Genomic DNA, 20,350 nt, shown 5'->3' on the forward strand with positions numbered 1-20,350 from the left:
GTTATGATGCGTTAGAGACACCTCGCCTGATGCACCGAAATCCAAGATGACTTGTGGATGTGTCGACCGGCTCGGGATGCCGCGCAGCCGGCCGGTAGCGCCGGCAGTAGTTCGGCGCGCACAAATGCGAGCCGCCTTTGATGACCTTGCGTGGAATCTTGACGTTGGTCGTTCTGGGGTCGTAGCTGTCGGCCTCGCGGCCGCCGCGCGGGTTCTCTGGAATGCAGCAGGCTTTTGCAGCGTCGGCCTCATGCCGAGGCGAGTACCAGTCGGACGTCCACTCCCAGACGTTGCCGATCATATCGTGCAGCCCGTATCCGTTCGGCGGAAATGCGGTGACCGGCGATGTCCGTTCGTACCCATCGTCGCCGGTATTTTGGCGTGGAAATTCGCCCTGCCAGGTGTTGGCCATGTGACGGCCCTCGGGCGCAAATTCATTTCCCCATGCGAACTCGGCGCCATCCAGCCCGCCGCGCGCCGCGAATTCCCATTCCGCCTCGGTCGGCAAATCCTTGCCGGCCCATTTTGCGTAGGCGATCACGTCGCTGAACGCCACATGCACGACGGGATGATCGTCCAGCCCACGAATGTCGCTGCCCGGCCCGTAGGGATGCCGCCAGTCCGCGCCTTTGGCGAAGGTCCACCACTGGCTGAAATCCTGGAGACTGACCGGATACGCGGGCGGAGAGAACATCAGCGAACCCGCGTAGATCATATGCGGGAGCATTCCGGGATAGTCCTTTGGATCGGGCGTGATCTCGGCAACGGTGACGTGGCCGGTAGCTCTGGCGAACGCCTTGAATTGCCGGTTCGTCACTGGATGGCGATCCATCCAGAACGCATCCACGGTGACGCGGTGGACCGGCGCTTCCTCCGGATAGTGCCGATCCGAACCCATGCGAAACGTGCCGCCCGGCACGTACAGCATTCCCTCATCTGCTGGATGCTGGAGCGATTGTCCGGAGTGAGGCGGTGATTTCGTATCAACCAGCTTCATGCCAATCTCCGGACCCGTGCGTCATTGGCCTGCGCCGCTACGGAAACGGAACGCCACTCTTCTAGGTTGATCTAGATCAAGGGTACCGGATCGGGTCTTTCACGCTGGCACTCTCCGCTGCGCCGTCGAAACCGAAGCAAACTCAAAACACTAGAAGATCGCACCGACAGCCATCGGCTACTTTGCATGGGGTTGTTTTTCGAAATTTGATTTTCCGCTCGCAAAAGACTCAGTGAGCCATGGTTCGAGGCAACATCTCGGCTTGGCGACCGCCGCCTCTGGAATAGTGGATCGCCCGCTCGAGTGCGCAATGCGCACAAGGCGGGCGATGACAGCATATTTGTGGTGATTGCGCGCCCGACTCCGTGGGCCCTTGCCTCACGCCCCGTTCAGGAATTGAAGCGGGTCAACCGGGCTCGATCCCTTGCGGATCTCGAAGTGGAGCTGCGGCGACGCCACCTCACCGGATTGACCCGACTTGGCAATGACCTGACCGCGCTTGATGGTGTCACCGCGCTTCACCAACAGCTCACTCGCATGGGCATATGCGGTGACGTAGCCGTTGGAGTGCCGAACCAGGACCAGATTGCCGTAACCTTTCAGCTCGTTGCCGGAATAGGCAACGACGCCGTCTTCAGCCGCCTTGACCGGGGTGCCCTCGGGCACCGCGAGATTGATGCCGTCATTGGATTTGCCGTTAGTCTTGGCGCCATAGGTCGTGACCACCTTGCCGCGCACCGGCCAGCGGAAGGTCGGCAGCGCGCCGGTGGCTTCCGCAGCCTTCGCCGGCGTCTCGACGGGCTTCTCTTCGACATTGGTAGCCTGGGCCAGACGCGCGCTCTGCACGGGAGCGGCAGCCGCCATTTTGGTCGCCGGAACGGGAGCGGCCGCGACGGGCTGGAGCGTGCCCGCAACCGGCGCAGCCGCGACGGGGGCCGGAGCAACCGGCGCGGCAACCGCGACGGTCTTGGCGCCGGGCACGTTCAGCTTGGTGCCGAGCTTGAGCTTGGCCGACGGCTCGAGGCCGTTGGCGCGGGCGAGCTCGGTCGCCGAGATGTGGTTCTTGCGGGCGATGCTGGCGAGCGTGTCGCCGCGATTGACGAAGTGGATGCTCGGCGGCGCGGCGACGGCCGCAACGGGCTTGGCAGCAGGCGCCATCGCCGGAGCCGCCGCGACCGCAGCAGGCGCCGGTGCAGCCGCCGTGGCCGGATGCGGAATGATCAGCTGCTGACCCGGCGAAAGCGCGCGCGGGCCCTTGTAACCGTTGGCGGCGAGGATCGCCTGCGGCGTGACGTGATACCGCTTGGCGAGCACGTCGAGCGTGTCGCTGGTGCCGACGATGATCTTGGTCCCGCCGGCCGGCTGGGCTGCCGCGACCGAGCGCGGCGGCACGGTGGCGGTGGTCTCGAGGTGGGGCTGTGCCGGGGGTGCATAGGAGCTGACACCCCGCCCGCCTCCGGACACGCCCCCACCCGATGTGACGGGATAGGATTGCGGTGCGGACACGGCCGGCGGCGGCAAAGGCTGCGACTGGTAGTAGCCGGGCTGGGTCTGAGGCCGCGCATATTGCGGCAGCTCACGCTGCGGCGGCGGGGCCTGCTGCACCGAACCGGTCTGCTCAGACGAGAAGGGATTGGAGAAGTTCGATTGGGACAGCCGCGACGACATGTCGGCGCTGCACCCTGCGAAGCTGAAGGAAATCAGCGCCAGCACCGCGACCTGCGGCACGCGGCGCGAGTAAAGCAACTCGGCGACGACAGACATGGTTACTCACTCGTACGCAACAGAACTGGTCTTTTAAGTAAACACCCGCCGAGTAAATAACGGCTTAACCCTCCCAATAAGATGTTGGCAGCACAGCCGATCCGGAATTCTACAGCTCCCGCGCCACGCCCGGCAGCGCGGGCACGAAGCGCACCTCGACGAGTTCCCTGCGCTCGATCCCCGCTTCGGTCCGGGTCAGCCGGATCAGGGTCTGCACACCCTGATGCGGGCCGACCGGGGCGATCAGGATGCCGCCGACCTCGAGCCGCTCGACCAGATTCTCCGGAAGCTGCTCCACCGCAGCGGTGACGATGATGCGATCGAACGGGCCGATATTGGGCGGCAGGTTGAGACCGTCGCCGAGCATCACCTCGACATTGTGACAGCCGAGCTTTTCGAGCCTGGCGCGCGCCGTGTCGGCAAGCCTGCGATAGCGCTCGACCGTCAGCACCTGCCCTGCGAGCCGCGACAGCACCGCGGCCTGGTAGCCGGAGCCGGCGCCGATCTCGAGCACGCGGTGCTGCTTCTGGAGCTGGAGCTGCTCGGTCATGTAGGCGACGACGAAGGGCTGGCTGATGGTCTGCCCGCAGGCGATCGGCAGCGCGCTGTCGCGATAGGCCCCCTCGCGATCGGCCTCATCGACGAACTCGTCGCGCGGCACCTCCTCCATGGTCCGCAGCACCGCCTGATCGCTGATGCCCCGACGCCTCAGCGTGAGCTGAAACATCATCTTTTCCGGCGGGTGCTGATTGGGGGTCATCGCTATTTGTATCGTCTCGTCAGGTCCGGATCGTCGCGCCCATTGCTAAGACCCGCGCCAAGAATCTTGTTCCTGCTCAGGAACCCATGATAGCTTTTTTGCTGGAGTATTTGACCACAAATTGGCTTGCATAGGCCTGACCGCAAAGGCCATTTTCAGGCGTCCGTTCGCCGAAACGCGCATTGCGTCGATTCGCGTTATCTGCGAACGTTTTCTGCAAATGGGCAAGGACTGAACGACAATGACTGCGACAGGGCTTTCGGGCCGCTCTGTATTCCTCGTCGAGGACGAGGTGATGATCAGGATGATGGTCGCGGACATGCTCGAAGAGCTCGGTTACAAGGTCGCCGCCGAGGCCGGCGATATCACCGAAGCCATGCGGCTCGCCCAGGCGACCGAGTTCGACATCGCCATTCTCGACGTCAACGTCAACGGGAAGGTCATCTCGCCGGTCGCGGACCTCATCAAGGCGAAGGGCTGCCCGTTCATCTTCGCCACCGGCTACGGCTCCTCCGGCCTGCCCGAGCAGTACCGCGATCGCCCGGCGCTGCAGAAGCCGTTCCAGCTCGACGCGCTCGGCAAGACCATCGAAGCCGCGCTTCGCGGCGGCTAGCCGCTATTTCAGCGTCGCGCTCAGCGCTTCGGAAAACGCCTCATTGGTGCGGTCGAGCCGGAGCGGGGTGACCGAGACGTAGCGCTCGCGAAGTGCCGCGAGATCGGTGCCGTCCGCCGGCGTGTCCATCATCGCCGCGCGCTCGAAGCCGATCCAGAAATAGGGATTGCCGCGGCCGTCCCTGCGCTCGTCGATCCTGAGGAAGCCGAGATTGCGCTTGCCCTGGCGCGTGACGCGGATGCCCAGCACATCCTCCGGCGCGCAGGACGGGAAATTGACGTTGATGACGGTGTCCTTGGGGATGCCGGCGGCGATCACCTTGCGCAGGATGTCCGGGCCGAACTTGCGCGCGGTGTCCCACGGCGGCCGTTCGCGCGTCTCGACGCTGAACTCCTGCGACAGCGCGAATGACGGCAGCCCCAGGATGGTGCCTTCGAGCGCACCGGCAATGGTGCCGGAATAGACCACGTCCTCGGCGACGTTACGGCCCTTGTTGACGCCCGACAACACAAGGTCCGGCGGCTTGGTGCCGAGGATATGCCGCGCGCCCATGATGACGCAGTCGGTCGGCGTGCCGCGCACGGCGAAGTGCCGCGGGCCGACCTCGCGCAGGCGCAAGGGGTCGTTCAGCGATAGCGAATGCGACACCCCGGACTGGTCGAGCTCGGGCGCGACGACCCAGACGTCATCGGACAGCGCCTGCGCGATCTCCTCCACGACCTTGAGGCCGGGGGCATGGATACCGTCGTCATTGGTGCAGAGAATGCGCATGCGAAAGGTCGTTTCCTGAAGCTTGGTCCGAGCCGTCTTAACCGGCTATGCCCGATCAGGCAAACCGGGCAGCCTGGGCGCATCCGGTTCCCGGACCGCCGGCTACCGGCGGATGCGCCATTGCGGCAGGAAGCGCGCGAGCCGGCCTTCGGCACGCAGCTTCATCGCCGGCACGACCGCGCTCACGACGGGAGCGTCGATCACGCCGAGTGCTTCCAGTTGCGCAACGATCGGGTCCGCGCTCGGCGACTGCGGAAAACGTTCGCGTGCCACCGTCAGCGCCTTGTCGAAATCACCGGCATTGACGCCGGGCTTGGCCCGCCGGCTCCCCACGAGATCGTCGTCCCAGAGCCGCGCGATCTCGATGTCGAGCACGCCGCGCAGCCGCTGATCGACGGCCTGGATGCCGGCACCCGTCACCGCCCATTGTCTGCCGACCCAGAAAATATCGCGGTGCAAGGCCATGAACGGTCGGGTTCGCATTGTCGGGTGGCCGGCAGGATAACCAGCCGCCCGATCTTCGCAACCAAACGTTTCTCTGGTTTCAGGCGAGCAACGCGCAATTCTTGCTTGACGCCTTTTCTTTGCGCGAGGCGGTATCCACTTCGCGCGACGACGCTCTAGGGCATGATCCGGAAAAGTGCGAAGCGGTTTTCCGAAAAGATCATGCTCAAACAACAACGTAAAGCGCGATGACGATTCATCCCAATCTCATCGCGCTTTAGTCGCGCCCGACCACTTTCAAGCCGCCCATATAGGGCTGCAGCACATCAGGCACGGCAATCGAGCCGTCCTCCTGCTGATAGGTCTCCATCACGGCGATCAGCGCGCGGCCGACCGCAGTGCCGGAGCCGTTCAGCGTGTGCACAAAGCGCGGCTTGCCGTCCGGCCCGCGCGAGCGCGCATCCATGCGCCGCGCCTGGAAGTCGCCGCAGACCGAGCAGCTCGAAATCTCGCGGAACATGCCGCCCTCGCCCTGCCCGGGCATCCAGACCTCGATGTCATAGGTTTTTTGTGACGAGAAACCCATATCCCCTGCGCACAGCGTCATCACGCGGTAGTGCAGGCCGAGCTTCTGGAGCACTTGCTCCGCGCAGGACAGCATCCGCTCCAGCTCGTCCTTGCTGGTCTCAGGCGTTGTGATCGAGACCAGCTCGACCTTGGTGAACTGGTGCTGGCGGATCATGCCGCGCGTGTCGCGCCCGGCCGCGCCCGCCTCAGCGCGGAAGCACGGCGTCAGCGCGGTGAGGCGCATCGGCAGCTGCTTCTCGTCGAGAATGGATTCGCGCACGAGATTGGTGAGCGAGACTTCCGCGGTCGGGATGAGGCCGAGGCGCTCGGTCTTCAGTCGCTCATGATCGGGTGATGCGAGAAGCTCGCCCTTGATCGCCCAGAACTGGTCGTCCTCGAATTTCGGCAATTGCCCGGTGCCGAACATCACCTCGTTGCGCACCAGCAGCGGTGGGTTGATCTCGGTGTAGCCGTGCTCATTGGTGTGCAGGTCGAGCATGAACTGGCCGATCGCGCGTTCGAGCCGCGCCAGCCCCTTCTTCAGCACGACGAAGCGCGCGCCGGAGAGCTTTGCCGCCGCCTCGAAATCCATGTAGCCAAGCGCGGTGCCGAGATCGTCGTGCAGCTTCGGTGTGAAGCCATAGCTGCGCTTGCTGCCGAACACGTGGTGCTGCACATTGCCATGCTCGTCGATGCCATCGGGGACTTCGTCGAACGGAATGTTCGGGATCGCCGACAGCTCTTTCGTCAGCTCCTCGTCGGCCGCTTTCGCGGCGGCTTCGAGCTCCGGCATCGTGGTCTTGAGCTCGGCGACCTCGGCCATCAGCTTGGCGGCGCGCGCCTCGTCCTTCGCCTTCTTGGCGTCGCCGATCTCCTTGGAAGCGGCGTTGCGGCGCGCCTGCGCCTGCTCCGAGGCCAGGATAGCCGCGCGGCGGCGCTCATCGATCGCGAGCAGCGAGGCCGACAACGGCTTCAGGCCACGCCGGGCAAGGCCGGCGTCGAAGGCTTGCGGATTGTCGCGGATCGATTTGATGTCGTGCATGGCTGTCTTCCCGTCATGGCCGGGTTTATCCCGGCCATCCACGTGTCTGCCGCCTTAGATCAAGTCGTGGATGCCCGGGTCAAGCCCGGGCATGACGAATCATGGGCTGAGCAGCGACATCATAGAGCGAAAGTGCCCCTACTCGGCCGGATTGGCCGGCGTCGACACGTCGGTGCCGGTCGCGGCCTGCGAAGCCGCCGCCTTCTTCTCCACCATCCCCACCGCGATGATCGAGCCCTCGTAGAGCGCCAGCAGGGGAATCGCGAGCGAGCACTGGCTGAGCACGTCGGGCGGGGTCAGCACGGCCGCGATCACGAAGGCGATGACGATGAAATAGCGGCGCTTCTCGCGCAGCATCTTCGAGGTGATGATGCCGACGCGGCCGAGCAGCGTCAGGATCACCGGAAGCTGGAAGGCGATGCCGAAGGCGAAGATCAGCGACATCATCAGCGACAGATATTCGCCGACCTTGGGCAAGAGCTGGATCTGCGCAGTCTCGTCGCTGCCGGCCTGCTGCATGCCGAGCGAGAAGCGGACCAGCATCGGCAGCACCACGAAATAGACCAGCGCCGCGCCCAGCACGAAGAAGAACGGGGTCGCAACCAGATACGGCAGGAAGGCCTGCTTCTCGTGCTTGTAAAGCCCTGGCGCCACGAACTTGTAGATCTGCGTGGCGACGATCGGGAACGAGATGAAGCCGGCGCCGAACAGCGCAAGCTTCAGCTGCGTGATGAAATATTCCAGCAGCGCGGTGTAGATGAACTTGGAATTCTCGGGCCCTGCGACCCACACGAACGGCCAGACCAGCACGTTGTAGATCTGCTTGGCGAAGAAGAAGCAGAAGATGAAAGCCACGCCAAAGCCGAGCAGCGCCTTGATCAGCCGCGAGCGCAGCTCGATCAGATGGTCCATCAGCGGGGCTTTGCTGGCCTCGATATCGGCGTCGGTCATGACGCTTTGGCGTCCTTGATCGCCTCGGGTGGCGCAGTGTCCTGAGTGACCGGGGTCTGGGCGGCCTGTGCCTGCTCGACCTCACGGGTGATCGCGAGCGGCTCGTTCACGGCCGCATGCACCTCGGCTTCCACGAAGGTCTCGGGCGTCGGGGCCTCCGGTGTGGTTGGCGTCGCCGGCGCCTCACTTGAAGTCGCCGGCGGCTCGACAGCAGTCGTCGTCGACGTCTCGGCCGGCTTGTCCAGCGCATCGACACGGAGCGCGTCGCTGACGTCCTTCTGGAGCGAGGTCAGCGGATTGAACCCGGTGGCTGCTTCCTTGACCTCGTCAAAGCTCTTCTTGAGGTCGGCCATTTCGGCCTCGCGCATCGCTTCCTGGAACTGGCCCTGGAATTCGGCGGCCATCTTGCGCGCCTTGCCCATCCACTGCCCGACCATGCGCAGCACGCCCGGCAGCTCTTTCGGGCCGATGGCGATCAGGGCCACGACCCCGATCAGGACCAGTTCACTCCACCCGATGTCGAACATGAGGTCTTCCGTTCACGCGAGGCCGCTGCCGGCCCAATCCCTTGCGCGCAGGATCGGGCCGCTACCCGCGTCTCGCGTGCTCTCTGGCTCAGACGGCCTTGCTGCCGACGTCGGAGCGCGCCGCGGTCGGCGCGGCATTGTGCTCGATGGACTTGGCCGGCTCGGCGGGCTTGTCGGCAGGCTTGTCGTCGTCCTGCATACCCTTCTTGAACGCCTTGATGCCCTGCGCCACGTCGCCCATCAGATCCGAAATCTTGCCGCGGCCGAACAGCAGCAGGACCACTGCGATCACCAAGATCCAGTGCCAAATGCTGAGTGAACCCATCCTGCAACCCTCCAAACGCGCATGGCCGGGGACCCGGCCGATCTTTACCGAAACCTAGGCTTGGCGGGTGTCAAAAACAAGGACCAAGGCAGCGCCAATTCGCTGTTGGCGCTACGTAATCTTGCTAGTGTTAACTGGTCGCAGGTAGCCCGCGACGGGCCCGGACATCACTCTTCAGCGCCGCCTTCGCCACCACCCTCATTGCCGCCTTCCGGCGCTTCGGGCTCGACCGCGGGCGCCAAAGCGAGATCAAGGTCCTCGCCCGGTTCCAGCGGATCTTCGTCCTCACGCAATGCCGGGTCGTCCGACGGCGTCGGCACGCTGAATCCGGTCGGTAGACGCGAATCCAGCAGGCCGGTGCCCTTCAGCTCTTCCAGGCCCGGCAGATCGCCGAGCTGTTCCAGGGTGAACTGCGACAGGAAGTCCTCGGTGGTTCCGAAGGTCAGCGGGCGGCCGGGCGTCTTGCGACGGCCGCGCGGCTTGATCCAGCCGGTCTCCAAGAGCACGTCGAGCGTGCCCTTCGAGGTCACGACGCCGCGGATCTCCTCGATCTCGGCGCGCGTCACCGGCTGGTGGTAGGCGATGATCGCCAGCACCTCGATCGCCGCGCGCGACAGGCGGCGCGTCTCGTGGCTCTCGCGCGTCATCAGCCAAGCCAGATCGCCGGCGGTACGGAAGGTCCATTTGTTGGCGACGCGGACGAGGTTCACGCCGCGCAGGGCATAGTCGGCCTGGAGCTGCTCCAGAGCGGCCTTGACGTCGACGCCCTCGGGCATGCGCTTGGCCAGCGTCGCGGTGTCCAGCGGTTCGCTCGAGGCGAACAGCAGCGCTTCCAGCAGCCGCAATTCTTCGGGACGTGCCTGGGATTCGTTCTCCATCGGCTCGGCCTCTTCTACCCGCACTTCAGCCAGGCTTGCCATGGCAGATTCTCCTTCTTGCACTTAAGCGACCGGCGCATCGGGCGCAGGAGCTGCGTCCGGAACCGGTTTAGGACGCCCTTTTCGGAAATAGATGGGCGCAAACGCCTCTTTCTGATTGAGCTCGAGCTGACCTTCGCGCACCAGCTCGAGCGCGGCGGCGAAGCTCGAGGCGAACACGGTGGCGCGCTGCGTGGGATCAGCGACATGGCGGATCAGGAAGTCGTCGAGAACGCCCCAATCGTCCTGCTCGGTGATGCTGCCGACCAGCCGCTCCAGCGTGGCGCGCGCTTCCGCGAGCGACCAGACCGTGCGCTTGGCCAGATGCACGCTCGCCAGCACCCGCGACTGGCGCTGCGCGGCATAGGCGGTGAGCAGGTCATAGAGCGTTGCGGTGTATTTCGGATGCTTGATCTCGGCGATCTGCTCGGGCTCGCCGCGCGGGAAGATGTCGCGCTGCAGTTGCGGCCTGTTCATCAGCCGGTTGGCGGCTTCGCGAATGGCTTCCAGACGGCGCAGACGGTTGGCGAGCGCCGTCGCCATCTGCTCCGCGCTCGGCCCCTCCGCACTCGGCGGCTCCGGCAGCAGCAGGCGCGACTTCAGGAAAGCGAGCCAGGCTGCCATCACGAGGTAGTCGGCGGCAAGCTCCAGCCGGATCTTCCGCGCCGCTTCGATGAAATGGAGGTACTGGTCCGCCAGCGCCAGGATCGAGATCTTGGCGAGATCGACCTTCTGCTGCCGCGCCAGCGCAAGCAGCAGGTCGAGCGGGCCCTCATAGCCCTCGACGTCCACCACGAGCGCCGGTTCACCCTCGGCGAGCTCTGCGGGCCGCCCGGTTTCAAACGATAGGATTTCTGCGGTCATGCGGATGCCGTGTTTGCCCGTGCGATCAATGCGTCCAGCTCAGTGCGCGCGGCCGTTCGGTCGAACGGCTGCGGCGGCTTGCGTGCGGCGAGCGCGGCGTTCGCCCGCTCCAGCGCCCTGCCCGACAGTTCAGGTGTCTGACCGGCGACCTCGCGCATCTCCTCGATGTTGCCGTTGCAATGCAGGGCCATGTCGCATCCAGCCGCGAAGATGGCGCGGGTCCGATCGGCGATCGTGCCCGCCAGCGCGTTCATCGACACGTCATCACTCATTAACAAACCCTGGAACCCGATTGCGCCGCGAATCACCTGAGCGATCATTGTCGCAGAAGTCGTCGCCGGATGGGCGGGGTCGACGGCGCTAAACACAACATGTGCAGTCATGGCCATCGACAGGCCCGCCAGCGGCCTGAACGCCGCGAAGTCGGTCCGCTCGAGTTCGTCCCTGGCCGTGTCGACCGTCGGCAGCTTGAAATGGGTGTCGGCGGTGGCCCGCCCATGGCCGGGAATGTGCTTGAGCACCGGCAGCACGCCGCCCTGCTCCAGGCCGTCGGTGACCGCGCGGGCGATCGCCGCGACCTTGTCCGGCGAGGTGCCGTAGGCCCGGTTTCCGATGACGGCATCGGCCCCAGGCACCGGCACATCGGCCAGCGGCAAGCAGTCCACGGTGATGCCGAGATCGGCCAGATCGGCCGCGATCAGGCGGGCACTGAGCCGTGCAGCGGTCAGACCGAGCGCCGAATCAGTGTCGTACAGGGTCGAGAATACGGCGCCTGGCGGATAGACCGGCCAGTGCGGCGGGCCCAGCCGCTGCACCCGTCCGCCCTCCTGGTCGATCAGGACGGGGGCGTCAGCGGCGCCTGCAACGGCCCGTAATTCCGCAACTAGCGCAGCAACTTGCGCCGGGGTCGCGACATTGCGCTTGAAGAGGATGAAACCCCATGGGCGTTCGCTGCGGATAAACTCCCGCTCGGCGGCGGTCAGTTCCGTTCCGGAAACGCCGGTAATGAAGGCCCGCGTGCTCATAAGGGCCGATTAACCCTGCCCTGCGAGGGGGTCAAGGAAACGGCCGTTAATTCCTCTGGACGAAGCAGGCGGACAGGCCTGCGGACTTCAGGCTGTTGCAGGCCTGCGTCGCCTCCTCGGCCGATCCATAGGGACCAGCGAAGGCGCGGTAGACGATGCCCTTGCCCTTGTCGGTAAGGTCGACCCGCTTGACGACAGGCGCGCGGGAGCCCAGCACGCTGCCATACTTGCTCTGAAGCACCCGATAGGAGGCGTGAGCGCTTTCCTCAGTCTGCTGCGAGGACACCTGCACGACGTAGCCGCCACCACTGCTGGCCGGCGCGATCTGCGTCGGAGTGGTCGCAGCCATCCGCTGCGGCGGTTCGGCAGGCGCTGCCTGCGGGGCCAGTGACATCGGCTGATTGGCGCTGGCATTGGCCGAGGTCGGCGGATTGCGCGGCGCGGCTGGTGCGGGGGCAGGCGCGGCGACCGGCTTCGGCGCCGTCGCCGCAGGCTTGGCGGCCGCGGCTTGCGACGCAGCGGTATCGGTCTGGTCGCCCCGCACAGCCACGGTCCTGATCGGACGCGGCGAATTGTTCGGCATCGTACCGTTGCTTGGAACTCCACCTGCGCTCGGCGGCACCGCGGAGGGCGAGACGCTCGCCACCGACGGCGGATTGGCGTTCTGGTTCAGCGGCGGGAACACCACGCGGGGGCCGCTGGCCTTGGCGTTGACGTCGACCGGCGCCTCTTCGCGCGGCACGATCTTCTCGGAGCCGTCGCCGCTCGCCATCCGATCCGGCACCTTGGCCGAGGAGTCAGTCGGCGCCGGCACGATCTTGGTCGGCGTGTTGTCGGCCCGGATGATCGGCGGCTCGCCGCTGCGGGGCGAGCCCACATAGGTCTTGTAGGCGAAGGCCGCGCCCGTGCCGACAACAGCGAGCGCGAGGATCGCCGCGACCGTCATCATGCCGCCGCGATGCTTCTTCGGCTCCTCCTCGTCGAGATCGGATTCGGGATAGTCGCTCTGGAACGCGTAGGGATCATCAGGATAGGCGGGATCGCGCTGATAGTCCTGCTCGCCCGCCTCCAAGCGTCCGTAGAGCGCATCGTCGTAGCGCGACGGATCGGGCTGCGGATACGGCTCCTGATAGGCTTGCTCCTGCTGGGCCTGACCGTGCTGCTGGTAGGCCTGATCCGGGTAGGCTTGAGCCTGATGAGCCTGATCCTGGTAGCCGTGATCGGGATAGGCCTGCGGCTGATGGTAATCAGGCGCGGGCGTGGCCGGCTGGGCTGAATAGCGATGCAGCGGATGAACCGGGCTCACAGAGACGGGATAGTCGGGCTCGGGCGCCGGCTGCGGCTGCACGTTGGCGCGCCGCATCCACGACGGCGGCCCGGACGGAGGCGGCGGAGCCTGCTCGGCATGGTCCTGCTGATAGTCATCCTGCGAATAATTGTCGTCGTGATAGCTCTGGCTGGGCGCCGGCGCTGCCGGCGGGCGGGCGCTGGGCTGCGACTGCGCAGCGAACGGATCGGTCTGACCGATCAGGCGGGCGAGCTCGGCCAAGGGATCGCTTTCCGTCTTCCCATGCTGGTCGCCGCCGCGACCATAGTCATCGGAAGGAAACGGTCTGTTGTGATATCGTTCGGCCATCGTGATGATGCGTCCCTTCGGGAAAGCCGCGCGCCCCTCGACCAAGGCACGGCTTTCGACCCACAAGGCTTTCAACCAAGTCTAAGCGATCCGGCTTCTGCCGGTTACCCCCGAATTCCCATTAAGTAGTTCGCCCCAAACTACCGCATCTCGTCCGGAGCATGGACGCCGAGGATGGCGAGGCCCGATGCCAGGACAGAGACGACGCCCTGGACCATGGCCAGCCGCGCCTTCGTAAGATCTGCATCATTATTGATAATGAAGCGTAAATAGGGCAAATCGCGCCCCTTCGTCCAAAGCGCGTGAAATTCGCTGGCTAAATCATAGAGATAAAAGGCAATTCGGTGCGGTTCATGGGCCGCGGCGGCCGCTTCCAGCATGCGCGGATAAATTGCGAGGCGCTTGAGAAGATCGAGCTCGACCGGGTCGGACAGCCGATCCACCGCCGACTCACTGAGCCAGGAAATGCGCTTTTCGGCGTCCTCCGGCAGGTCCGGGAACACCTCCGCCCGCGCGTTGCGGAAGATTGAGTGGCCGCGGGCATGGCCGTACTGGACGTAGAACACCGGGTTGTCGCGCGACTGTTCCATGACCTTGGCGAGGTCGAAGTCGAGCACCGCGTCGTTCTTGCGGTACAGCATCATGAAGCGGACGGCATCCTGGCCGACCTCATCCACCACCTCTCGCAAGGTGACGAAGTCCCCGCTCCGCTTGGACATTTTCACCGGCTCGCCGTTGCGCAGCAACTTCACGAGCTGGACGATCTTGACGTCGAGCGCGCCCTTGCCCGACGTCGTCGCCTTCACCGCGGCCTGCATGCGCTTGATGTAGCCGCCATGGTCGGCGCCCCAGACGTCGATCATCTCGGCAAAGCCGCGGTCGAACTTGTTCTTGTGGTAGGCGATGTCGGAGGCGAAGTAGGTATAGGAATTGTCCGACTTGATCAGCGGACGATCGACGTCGTCGCCATAGGCGGTCGCCTTGAACAGCAGCTGCTCGCGGTCTTCCCAATCCTCGACCGGCGCGCCCTTCGGCGGCGGCAGGCGCCCCTCATAGATGTCGCCCTTGGCCTTCAGGAAATCGATGGTCTCGGCGACCTTGTTGTTGCCGGTCTCGATCAGCGAGCGCTCGGAGAAGAACACGTCGTGGCGGATGTTGAGCGCGGCGAGATCGTCCTTGATCTCATCCATCATCATCGCGATCGCCTTGGCGCGTACCGTCGGCAGCCACTGCGCCTCACTCATTGCGAGCAGCTTGTCGCCGTGCTCCTTCGCCAGCGCCTCGCCGACCGGCTTCAGATAGTCACCGGGATAGAGCCCTTCCGGGATCGCGCCGATGTCCTCACCGAGCGCCTCGCGGTAGCGGAGAAACGCAGAGCGCGCGAGCACGTCGACCTGCGCGCCGGCGTCGTTGATGTAATATTCGCGGGTGACGTCGTGGCCGGCAAACTGGAGCAGGCTCGCCAGCGCATCGCCGAACACGGCGCCGCGGCAATGACCGACATGCATCGGCCCGGTCGGATTGGCCGAGACGTATTCGACGTTGACCTTGGCGCCGCCGCGGACGCGGCCGTAGTCAGCGCCCTCACGCAGCACCGTGCGCAGCGCCTCGGCCCAGGCGGCCGGCTTCAAGGTCAGATTGATGAAGCCGGGACCGGCGACGTCGACCTTGGCGATCAGCGCGTCAGCTCGCAGCCGCTCGGCGATCTGCTCGGCGAGATCGCGGGGTTTTGCCTTTGCCTCTTTCGCAAGCACCATGGCGGCGTTGGTCGCCATGTCGCCATGGGAGGCATCGCGGGGCGGCTCGACCACCACGCGGGAGAAATCGATGCCCTCGGGCCAGTTGGCGTCCGCCGCGAGCGCGCGGCAGGCGGCGTGCACGCGTCCGAGCACGTCGGCGAACAAATGCAGGGATGAGGATGTCTGGGGCATGGCCGCCGCCTAACGCAAATCCGGGGTCGAGTCAAAAAGCCGCTGGTGCTCGGTCAGGGCGAAACGGTCGGTCATTCCGGCAATGAAATTGCCGATCCGCCGGGCCCGGTCGCCCTCATTGTCCGCCTCCGCCCCCGTGAGCCATTCCGGCGGCAGCTCGGCCGGCGATGTCAGGTATTTGGCGAACAGGTCGAACAGGATCTGCTCGGCCTCCCCCATGACCCGCATCACCCGCTTGTGGCGGTACATGTGCTGGTAGAGAAAGGCCTTGATGGCGGCTTCTTCCTCGGCGACCTCGGCCGGGAACGCGATCAGCGCCCTGCTCTGCTGGCGCACGTCCTGGGCCGATTGCGGCTTCACGGCATTGAGGTTCTTCTGCGCCTCCGCGAACACCGCGCCGATCAGGTGCGAGATCAGCTCGCGCACCAGCTCGGCTCCGCGCCGGACGTCTTCGAGGTCAGGGTAATGCGCGGAGGTCTCGGCGATGATCTCCGCGGTGAGCGGCATCACCTTGAGATCGTCGAGATGGAACAGGCCGGCCCGCAACCCGTCGTCGATGTCGTGGGCGTCGTAGGCGATGTCATCTGCGATGGCGGCGACCTGGGCTTCGAGCGAGGCGAAGCTCCACAGTTCGAGGTCGTACTTCTTGATGTAGTTGGCGATGCCGACGGGGACGCCGTGCTCGCGATAGCGCCCGACCGGCGCGCCGCTGCGATCGGTCAAGGGGCCGTTGTGCTTGACGATGCCCTCAAGCGACTCCCAAGTCAGGTTCAGGCCGTCGAATTCAGGATAGCGGTGCTCCAGCGCGGCGACGACGCGAAGCGTCTGGGCATTGTGGTCGAAGCCGCCGAACTGCTTCAGGCAGGCATCCAGGGCCCGCTCGCCTGCATGGCCGAAAGGCGGATGGCCGAGATCGTGGGCGAGCGCCAGGGTTTCCGTGAGGTCCTCGTCCAGCCCAAGCTGCCGGGCCAGCGCCCGGGCGATCTGCGCCACCTCCAGCGAATGGGTGAGCCGGGTGCGGTAATGGTCGCCCTCGTGGAACACGAACACCTGGGTCTTGTACTTCAGGCGCCGGAAGGCGGTGGAATGGATCACCCGGTCGCAATCCCGCCGGAACGGGCTGCGGGTCCGGCTCGGCGGCTCGGCGACAAGCCGGCCACGGCTGCGATCGGGGTCGCAGGCATAGGGCGCGCGGGGGGCTGCCATTCCGACGGACACGACGAATTTAGTCCCTATCCATTTGATTCTGCGTATCCTTGCACTTAACTATGACGGGCGCGGGATACCAACTGAATTGGGCAAGTGAACCTGCCAAGTGAATTTGGTATGACTGCGGGACTATCGGAGACGAGCCATGACGACTGACGTGACCATCAGTGACCGCGCCGCACGCCGGATTGGGGAAATCCTCAAGGGCGAAGGCACAGGTGCGATGCTGCGCATCTCCGTCGAGGGCGGCGGCTGCTCCGGCTTCCAGTACAAGTTCGACATCGACCGCGACCGCACCGACGACGATCTCGTGATCGAGCAGGACAATGCGGTGGTGCTGGTCGATTCCGCCTCGCAGCCGTTCCTGGCGGGCTCGCAGGTCGATTTCGTCGACGACCTGATCGGCGCCTCGTTCCGCGTCAACAATCCGAACGCGACGGCGTCCTGCGGCTGCGGGACCAGCTTCTCGATCTAGTCCGACTCAAAATCTGAAAAACAACCCCATGCACAGTAGCCGGGAAGCCGGCACGATGCGCTTCTGATTTTACGAAATTAATTTGACCCGTCGGGCAAAACAGGGGTAGGATGTCATCGTCGCGAGATCCCCAAAGTTGGGGCGTTCGACCTTGCTCCCCAGGTTTCGGTCGGTAATGTCGGGGATTGTCGATAGCGGACCAGTCAGGGGTCGCGAGTATCCTAACTCGCGATTTCAAGACTAGCCGCAACGTCCTCACCTGTACGGGCAAGCCGACGCATTCGCGTGTCCTCCATCGCTGACGAAAGATCGCGGTGGCGCAAGGTGCACCGTCTTCACGACCTTGATGACGTAAGGAGGCTTGAGGACATTCATGCCGCCCCCGAAAATTGAATCTAGGAAAGCAGCCGCTATATCACCATGCCATTCCGGTGCCCCTATTGCTGCCTTGAGGGCTGATCGAAAATCATAAGCAGTTTTCCAACTGCCGGCATCGAGCTCTATTGTGAGAATAGCCATTTTTGCGCTGCTGCATTTGCGCCCCGGCACTAGGTTGATTTTTGTGCTGTCCTAGTTGCGTTCCGAGGCGACTGCAGAATTACACGACGCCTGATGCAATAACTTCGTCGGTTTGCTTTGAATGATCCCACAGTCGGACTGAGCCGTCGCAATGGCGAAGGATGAAGTTGCCGTTGAGGTCGGCGCCAATAATCGAGACATCCTTGCCATGCCACCAAGGTGCTCTCAGAGGACGCCAATCATCCCCGCGGATCAGGAAGGCAATTTTAAGCTCTCTGTCTGGACCAATCGCAAGGGCCTTCCACCGACCATCGGATCGAACTCGTTCAATGGCTTCGTGATCTCGTGTCATGTTAGGATAATTTCGGGTGCAATGCCGCCTCAGTTGGCGGCCTCCTTCCTATTACAGCCATGTCGCCTTGTGGCTCATCAGGCCGTTCCCGGGATTGATCGAAAGGGCCGGCATCGAAGGGGCAGGCTTCGATCCTGTTCGCCCCGGTCAAGCGGCATCCAGAGTCCGGCTCGGTCGAGCGCCTGAAGGCGGTCGCCGCGCGGGTCTATGGAAAGCTCTACGCGCCCGTCATCTGCCTTTCCTCGTCCGTCCACTCCACCTCAACCGGCATCAGCTCCGGCTGAAGCGGCGCGTCCTCCGACATCGCGTAACCGTCTAGCGAACGCAGCAAGGCCGCGACCAGGGTGGGCTTGCGCAAGGGCTTTGCCAGAAAGTCCGACATCCCCGCCTCGCGGCAGATCTTGACGTCCTCGGGGAAGGCATTGGCGGTCAGCGCGACGATGGGCAAGGCGTCGAAGCGACCGCCTTGCGCACGGATCGCGCGCGTCGCGGCAAGGCCGTCCATGTCGGGCATCCGCACGTCCATCAGCACGACATCGTAATCGCCCTCTGCGGCCGCCGCGACGACCTGGACACCGTCGGTCACGACCTTCAGCTCGACATCGAAGGCACCCAGCATCTTGCTCACGACCATGCGGTTGACCGCATCGTCCTCGGCGACCAGCACCTTGAGCGGCCGGTCGAGCCCGGCGATGCGCGCCTTGAGCGCGTCGGCCTCGTCGGCGCCGGCCGCCTGGTCGGATGCCTGCGCCTGGCTCCAGGGCAGCACCAGCGTGAAACGGAAGGTCGAGCCCTCGCCCGGCATCGAGGTGACGCCGATGGTGCCGCCCATCTGCTCGATGATGCGGCGGGAGATCGCAAGGCCAAGTCCAGTACCGCCGAAGCGGCGGCTGATCGAGGCATCGGCCTGCGCGAAGTCGCTGAACAGCTGCCCGACCTTCTCGGGTGCGATGCCGATGCCGCTGTCGGTCACGGTCCATTCGACGGTGGCGAGCAGGTCGCGGCGCGCCTGGCAGGTCGCAGCGATCGTCACCTCACCTTGATCGGTGAACTTCACGGCGTTGGAGGCAAGGTTGAGCAGCACCTGGCGGATGCGCGCGACGTCGCCGCGCAATGTCGGCGGCAGGTTCGGATCGAGCTCGACCTTGACCGTGAGCCCCTTGCTCTTGGCGCTGGCGCGCGCGACGGTCGCGACCGTCTCGACCAATGCCTGCGGCGCGAAGTCGATCGCCTCGAACTGGAAGCGGCCCGCCTCGAGCTTGGAGAGGTCGAGGATGTCGTTGAGGATGCGCTGGAGATTGTCGCCGGACTCGCGGATCGTGGTGACCGCCTCGCGCTGCTCCGGATCGAGCTTCGTCTCCAGCAGCATGCTGGCGAGGCCGAGCACGCCGTTCATGGGCGTGCGAATCTCGTGGCTCATGACTGCGAGGAAATCCGACTTCGCGCGGCTCGCGGCCTCGGCCTTTTCGGCGCGCCAGCGCTCTGTGACGTCGCGGCCGAAGCCGCGATAGCCCAAGAATTGCCCGTCGCGGTCATAGGCCGGTTTCGCCGTCAGCGACCACAGCCGCGCCTCGCCGCCGGCGACGACCTTGAGGTTCATCTCGTGCAGCGGCTCGGCATGTTCCATCAGGCCGACGATGTTGTAGACGGCGCTCTTGTCCTCGGGACAGAGCATGTCGAGCACGTCGGCGAATTGCGATCCCTTGAGCAGCGGAAGCGGCAGCTGCGCGACGTCGGCGAAGCGCTGGGGCACGTCGACGAGATGCCCCTCGGCGTCGGTCTGCCACAGCCAGTCGCTGGCGTTCTCCTGGAAGTCTTTCAGCAGCAGCGAGATGATCTCGGTCTGGCGCTCGAGCTCGAGCCGGGCCTTGAGGTTGCCGAGGAACAGGTTGCCCTGCGAGACGATGTTGCGCGCCATGAAGAACGCGAACAGCAGCAGAAACACCGCGGTCACCGGGTATGGCCCGCTTCCGCACAGCAATAGCGCTCCGACGCAGGCGACCGTCATGGTGGCGAGATAGACGAGGCCGGCGCGCGGGAAGGTCGACAGCGTGAAGGCGCCGCCCGACATCATGCCCACCATCAGACAAGCCAGGATGAGCTGGCTGGTCGGCTCGATGCGACTGAACAGTGCCAGCGGCAGCGTGCCCCAGATCGCGGCGAGGAAAAACGCCTGCCGCAGCATCTGACGCGCGGCGCGGGGCGAGGCCTCCTGCGGTGGGCTCTGGTGCGAGCGGCGCCAGGCGCGTACGGCGAGCGAGGCGGTGACGGCAAGGGTCATGCCCCAGATCGCGAGGAAATCGTTCCAGCCCCTGCCCCAGAACAGGATGAGCACGATGGCGACATTGAGCATGGTGACGGCCATCGTCACCGGGATGGCCCGCATCACCGCGTCGATCTGCTTGGCGCGGATCCGGCGCAGCTCGCGCTCGCTGAGGCCGGCGGTCAGGCCGTCCTCGATCTCGAAGCCGCCGAGCCAGTACAGGAACGCGCCGATCAGGCCGTCGCGCGGCTCAGTCTGTCCCAACGATTTATCCGGCCATCCCATCCGCGGAACCTTTTCCGTATCAATGGCCTGCGGCCTGCTTAAGCCGGGTTAATTTTGTGGGAGATTCTGCGGCGTCCTTGACGGGCGTGTTTGCAGTTTGTTCTAACCATGGC

General features: G+C 64.9%; 18 protein-coding genes. 2 read left to right on the top strand and 16 right to left on the bottom strand.

The window, feature by feature from the left end:
* Position 1: 1 nt before the first annotated feature.
* The 3 genes from WN72_RS26085 to WN72_RS26095 all read right to left on the bottom strand — a co-directional run bounded on the left by WN72_RS26085 (position 2) and on the right by WN72_RS26095 (position 3,521).
* Positions 2–997 carry a formylglycine-generating enzyme family protein gene (locus WN72_RS26085; protein ID WP_092214139.1) on the bottom strand — a complete coding sequence of 332 codons (996 nt, stop codon included), beginning with the start codon at positions 995–997 and terminating at the stop codon, positions 2–4.
* Between the two features lie 378 nt (positions 998–1,375).
* Entirely contained in the window at positions 1,376–2,761 is a 1,386-nt protein-coding gene (locus WN72_RS26090) for a LysM peptidoglycan-binding domain-containing M23 family metallopeptidase (protein ID WP_027559326.1), read from the bottom strand.
* 109 nt (positions 2,762–2,870) lie between these two features.
* On the bottom strand, positions 2,871–3,521 hold the full coding sequence (locus WN72_RS26095) for a protein-L-isoaspartate(D-aspartate) O-methyltransferase (RefSeq protein ID WP_027559327.1): 651 nt from the start codon (positions 3,519–3,521) through the stop codon (positions 2,871–2,873).
* A gap of 241 nt (positions 3,522–3,762) precedes the next feature.
* Here WN72_RS26095 and WN72_RS26100 point away from each other — a divergent pair, with 241 nt between their 5' ends.
* A complete protein-coding gene (locus WN72_RS26100) occupies positions 3,763–4,134 on the top strand; it encodes a response regulator (RefSeq protein ID WP_027559328.1) in 372 nt (123 codons plus the stop codon).
* A gap of 3 nt (positions 4,135–4,137) precedes the next feature.
* Here WN72_RS26100 and surE read toward each other — a convergent pair whose 3' ends face one another.
* The 12 genes from surE to WN72_RS26160 all read right to left on the bottom strand — a co-directional run bounded on the left by surE (position 4,138) and on the right by WN72_RS26160 (position 16,352).
* Entirely contained in the window at positions 4,138–4,905 is a 768-nt protein-coding gene (gene surE / locus WN72_RS26105; RefSeq protein WP_027559329.1) for a 5'/3'-nucleotidase SurE, read from the bottom strand.
* Positions 4,906–5,007: 102 nt separating this feature from the next.
* Positions 5,008–5,370 (bottom strand): hypothetical protein, encoded by a 363-nt coding sequence (locus tag WN72_RS26110; RefSeq protein ID WP_027559330.1) that lies wholly within the window; start codon positions 5,368–5,370, stop codon positions 5,008–5,010.
* 256 nt (positions 5,371–5,626) lie between these two features.
* Positions 5,627–6,958, bottom strand: a complete 1,332-nt coding sequence (gene serS / locus WN72_RS26115) for a serine--tRNA ligase (protein WP_027559331.1) — start codon at positions 6,956–6,958, stop codon at positions 5,627–5,629.
* A 138-nt stretch (positions 6,959–7,096) separates the two neighbouring features.
* The gene (gene tatC / locus WN72_RS26120; RefSeq protein WP_027559332.1) at positions 7,097–7,909 is read right to left on the bottom strand and encodes a twin-arginine translocase subunit TatC; all 813 of its coding nucleotides are present in this window, start codon (positions 7,907–7,909) and stop codon (positions 7,097–7,099) included.
* Positions 7,906–8,436 (bottom strand): Sec-independent protein translocase protein TatB, encoded by a 531-nt coding sequence (tatB, locus tag WN72_RS26125; protein ID WP_027559333.1) that lies wholly within the window; start codon positions 8,434–8,436, stop codon positions 7,906–7,908. Before tatB ends, tatC begins: the two co-directional genes overlap by 4 nt.
* Before the next feature lie 88 nt (positions 8,437–8,524).
* Positions 8,525–8,761 carry a twin-arginine translocase TatA/TatE family subunit gene (locus tag WN72_RS26130; RefSeq protein WP_027559334.1) on the bottom strand — a complete coding sequence of 79 codons (237 nt, stop codon included), beginning with the start codon at positions 8,759–8,761 and terminating at the stop codon, positions 8,525–8,527.
* A gap of 167 nt (positions 8,762–8,928) precedes the next feature.
* Positions 8,929–9,681, bottom strand: coding sequence for an SMC-Scp complex subunit ScpB (scpB, locus tag WN72_RS26135; protein WP_027559335.1), 753 nt, complete (start codon positions 9,679–9,681; stop codon positions 8,929–8,931).
* A 21-nt stretch (positions 9,682–9,702) separates the two neighbouring features.
* Positions 9,703–10,542 (bottom strand): segregation and condensation protein A, encoded by an 840-nt coding sequence (locus WN72_RS26140; RefSeq protein WP_025036467.1) that lies wholly within the window; start codon positions 10,540–10,542, stop codon positions 9,703–9,705.
* Complete coding sequence (nagZ, locus tag WN72_RS26145) at positions 10,539–11,567, bottom strand: beta-N-acetylhexosaminidase (protein WP_027559336.1); 1,029 nt, start codon at positions 11,565–11,567, stop codon at positions 10,539–10,541. The genes WN72_RS26140 and nagZ overlap by 4 nt, the downstream gene beginning before the upstream one ends.
* 46 nt (positions 11,568–11,613) lie before the next feature.
* Positions 11,614–13,203 (bottom strand): SPOR domain-containing protein, encoded by a 1,590-nt coding sequence (locus WN72_RS26150; RefSeq protein ID WP_092214355.1) that lies wholly within the window; start codon positions 13,201–13,203, stop codon positions 11,614–11,616.
* Between the two features lie 140 nt (positions 13,204–13,343).
* A complete protein-coding gene (gene argS / locus WN72_RS26155) occupies positions 13,344–15,134 on the bottom strand; it encodes an arginine--tRNA ligase (protein ID WP_092214132.1) in 1,791 nt (596 codons plus the stop codon).
* Between the two features lie 9 nt (positions 15,135–15,143).
* Positions 15,144–16,352, bottom strand: coding sequence for a deoxyguanosinetriphosphate triphosphohydrolase (locus WN72_RS26160; RefSeq protein ID WP_092214130.1), 1,209 nt, complete (start codon positions 16,350–16,352; stop codon positions 15,144–15,146).
* Between the two features lie 136 nt (positions 16,353–16,488).
* On the opposite strand from WN72_RS26160, the gene erpA reads away from it, so the two are divergent.
* Positions 16,489–16,818, top strand: coding sequence for an iron-sulfur cluster insertion protein ErpA (gene erpA, locus WN72_RS26165; RefSeq protein ID WP_092214129.1), 330 nt, complete (start codon positions 16,489–16,491; stop codon positions 16,816–16,818).
* 1,088 nt (positions 16,819–17,906) lie between these two features.
* Here erpA and WN72_RS26170 read toward each other — a convergent pair.
* On the bottom strand, positions 17,907–20,237 hold the full coding sequence (locus WN72_RS26170) for a hybrid sensor histidine kinase/response regulator (RefSeq protein ID WP_092214127.1): 2,331 nt from the start codon (positions 20,235–20,237) through the stop codon (positions 17,907–17,909).
* Positions 20,238–20,350: the final 113 nt, after the last annotated feature.

It is taken from the genome of Bradyrhizobium arachidis (assembly GCF_015291705.1).
GTDB lineage: Bacteria > Pseudomonadota > Alphaproteobacteria > Rhizobiales > Xanthobacteraceae > Bradyrhizobium > Bradyrhizobium arachidis.

Bases quoted from the DNA above. Each gene is read 5' to 3' on its own strand.
- WN72_RS26085 (WP_092214139.1), bottom strand. From the start codon at position 997: ATGAAGCTGGTTGATACGAAATCACCGCCTCACTCCGGACAATCGCTC.
- WN72_RS26090 (WP_027559326.1), bottom strand. From the start codon at position 2,761: ATGTCTGTCGTCGCCGAGTTGCTTTACTCGCGCCGCGTGCCGCAGGTC.
- WN72_RS26095 (WP_027559327.1), bottom strand. From the start codon at position 3,521: ATGACCCCCAATCAGCACCCGCCGGAAAAGATGATGTTTCAGCTCACG.
- WN72_RS26100 (WP_027559328.1), top strand. From the start codon at position 3,763: ATGACTGCGACAGGGCTTTCGGGCCGCTCTGTATTCCTCGTCGAGGAC.
- surE (WP_027559329.1), bottom strand. From the start codon at position 4,905: ATGCGCATTCTCTGCACCAATGACGACGGTATCCATGCCCCCGGCCTC.
- WN72_RS26110 (WP_027559330.1), bottom strand. From the start codon at position 5,370: ATGGCCTTGCACCGCGATATTTTCTGGGTCGGCAGACAATGGGCGGTG.
- serS (WP_027559331.1), bottom strand. From the start codon at position 6,958: ATGCACGACATCAAATCGATCCGCGACAATCCGCAAGCCTTCGACGCC.
- tatC (WP_027559332.1), bottom strand. From the start codon at position 7,909: ATGACCGACGCCGATATCGAGGCCAGCAAAGCCCCGCTGATGGACCAT.
- tatB (WP_027559333.1), bottom strand. From the start codon at position 8,436: ATGTTCGACATCGGGTGGAGTGAACTGGTCCTGATCGGGGTCGTGGCC.
- WN72_RS26130 (WP_027559334.1), bottom strand. From the start codon at position 8,761: ATGGGTTCACTCAGCATTTGGCACTGGATCTTGGTGATCGCAGTGGTC.
- scpB (WP_027559335.1), bottom strand. From the start codon at position 9,681: ATGGCAAGCCTGGCTGAAGTGCGGGTAGAAGAGGCCGAGCCGATGGAG.
- WN72_RS26140 (WP_025036467.1), bottom strand. From the start codon at position 10,542: ATGACCGCAGAAATCCTATCGTTTGAAACCGGGCGGCCCGCAGAGCTC.
- nagZ (WP_027559336.1), bottom strand. From the start codon at position 11,567: ATGAGCACGCGGGCCTTCATTACCGGCGTTTCCGGAACGGAACTGACC.
- WN72_RS26150 (WP_092214355.1), bottom strand. From the start codon at position 13,203: ATGGCCGAACGATATCACAACAGACCGTTTCCTTCCGATGACTATGGT.
- argS (WP_092214132.1), bottom strand. From the start codon at position 15,134: ATGCCCCAGACATCCTCATCCCTGCATTTGTTCGCCGACGTGCTCGGA.
- erpA (WP_092214129.1), top strand. From the start codon at position 16,489: ATGACGACTGACGTGACCATCAGTGACCGCGCCGCACGCCGGATTGGG.
- WN72_RS26170 (WP_092214127.1), bottom strand. From the start codon at position 20,237: ATGGGATGGCCGGATAAATCGTTGGGACAGACTGAGCCGCGCGACGGC.